This is a genomic window from Mesorhizobium sp. M2A.F.Ca.ET.039.01.1.1 (genome assembly GCF_003998035.1).
Classification (GTDB): domain Bacteria; phylum Pseudomonadota; class Alphaproteobacteria; order Rhizobiales; family Rhizobiaceae; genus Mesorhizobium.
This window is the reverse complement of sequence record NZ_RZRY01000990.1, coordinates 1-1,832: the sequence shown is the minus strand read 5'-3', so window position 1 is coordinate 1,832 and position 1,832 is coordinate 1. Positions and strand designations below refer to the sequence as shown.

Genomic DNA, 1,832 nt, shown 5'->3' with positions numbered 1-1,832 from the left:
GTTCTATGTTGAACCAAAGGCGCAGATCGTCAGAAAAGGTGACTATCGAGACTGTATCGGACATGTAATTGCCGCTTCATCCAGTCATGCTGAGACCGAAGCGATACTTCATCGTGCGGTCGGCGTATTAGGCTGGTTTATCGCGCCATTTCCGATCGTTAACAAACAAAACCAGTGTGCGGCGCCTCACCTCCCGGACTCGTGAAAGAAAGCAGTTAACGGAAAAGCATCATCATCACGATACTGCGCGAGCATGAGACGGGGACGAAGTGCCAGTGATCTGGCTCTGGGAAAGCGAGCGATCTCGGAGCCGGCGCTTTGCAATCGACCGCCGGCCGAGAGTTCAGTGCCTGCCCGTCGGTATCCCAGGTGGGCGAGTACACGCCACGGCGATGTTCCTTAGCCGAGTTGCTGGGCAGAAAATCGCCTTCTTGGCCTCTCCTCCAGCCCGGCACTATTTTGAATCGCCTCTCGTGGATGAGATTGCGATCGGAGTGAAGAGGGAAGCAGCATGTCAAGTCAGGAAGCAAGTGCGGAGCGCGGTAGAATTCAGGAGGCAAAGCATGATTTTACGGCCAGCTACAATAGCAGATGGCCGCACGCCTATTTTCGGGCTTGTTTGGCCGTGGACTATCTGCTTCCAGATCGGGCCAAGCCGATCTTCGAAAGAATCTTCGCCGATTATCGACGCATTCGAAACAAGACGAAGTTGAAGATAATCGATGTCGGTTGCTCGTACGGTGTCAACGCCGCTTTGCTGCGAACTGATCTCGACCTAGACGATCTCTATGCTGCCTATCTGGCACCCAGCGGCTCGCTGTCGCGCCAAGAGGAAATCGAGCATCGCGCCTTTTTTCGCAATCAGGGCCTCCGTGACGACATCCAGTTCGTCGGGGTCGACCCATCGTTCTGGGCTGTTCGTTATGCGCTGGATCTGGGCCTTTTGGAGGCTGGCGTCACGGCTGATCTGGAAACTCGTGACTTAACGATCAAGGAACGTAGCGCACTCGCGGACGCCGACATCCTTATCAGCACCGGCTGCGTGGGCTACGCTACCGAGCGAACGTTTGCACGCGTGTATGGGGCGTCCGCCACGTCACGCCCGTGGGTCGTCGCCTTCGTAATGCACCGCTTCAGTTATGACGATATCGCGGCGGCCCTTCGGGCTTTCTCCTTGGAAACTCGGCCGTTAGAACGGTGCAGACAACGCCAGAGCCGCTTCTCCACCTCGACGGAACAGCGGGCGACCCTGAAAGCTATGGCCAGACTCGGCATAGAGGATCGCCTAGAGCGCACGACGGGCTACATCTATGCGTCATGCTACATTTCCGCACCCCCAGGTGAAGCGCTCTGACCGTTGTCATGGACGGACACGATCTCCAGGAGAAGCCAGTTGCTCGCTGCAGCGCAACCAACAGGTTGTCGTCCGCCTTCTCCCAGAATGTGCGAGGACGACGATGGTGCTGGCCTCAAGCAAATGGAGTGCCGATGACACCGGGACAAGCGTAGCGTGACCCGGAAGTGCTATTTCGACGAGACGTACATAGGTCCGCGATCGAGGATCTTCGTTGCGGCCACTGACTGTGTCAGCGATGGTCGAATTCTGGTTCAGCGAGCAGCGTGATCTGCCTCGCGCATCGTCGCATCCGGTCAATGCTCGGCTTCAAATCAAATGCTCGGCTTCAAACCACTCTCATGATTGCTGACAAGGGCCTTTGGCGTAGAAATTGGCCCGCCGAACCCGATCGGCGGTCGAGGTATTTGTACGGCGGACATGAGGTGCAAGAGGCGGCACTTGAACGTCGGTCAACAATCTCTCATCGGCGGGGAGG

1 protein-coding gene and 1 pseudogene are annotated in these 1,832 nt (G+C 56.9%); both read left to right on the top strand.

What is annotated here, in order from left to right; translation table 11 throughout:
• A pseudogene (locus EOA24_RS42580) lies at positions 1-205 on the top strand (hypothetical protein); the annotation flags it as partial.
• Positions 206-625: 420 nt separating this feature from the next.
• Positions 626-1,354, top strand: a complete 729-nt coding sequence (locus EOA24_RS36460) for a hypothetical protein (RefSeq protein ID WP_245501944.1) — start codon at positions 626-628, stop codon at positions 1,352-1,354.
• Positions 1,355-1,832: the final 478 nt, after the last annotated feature.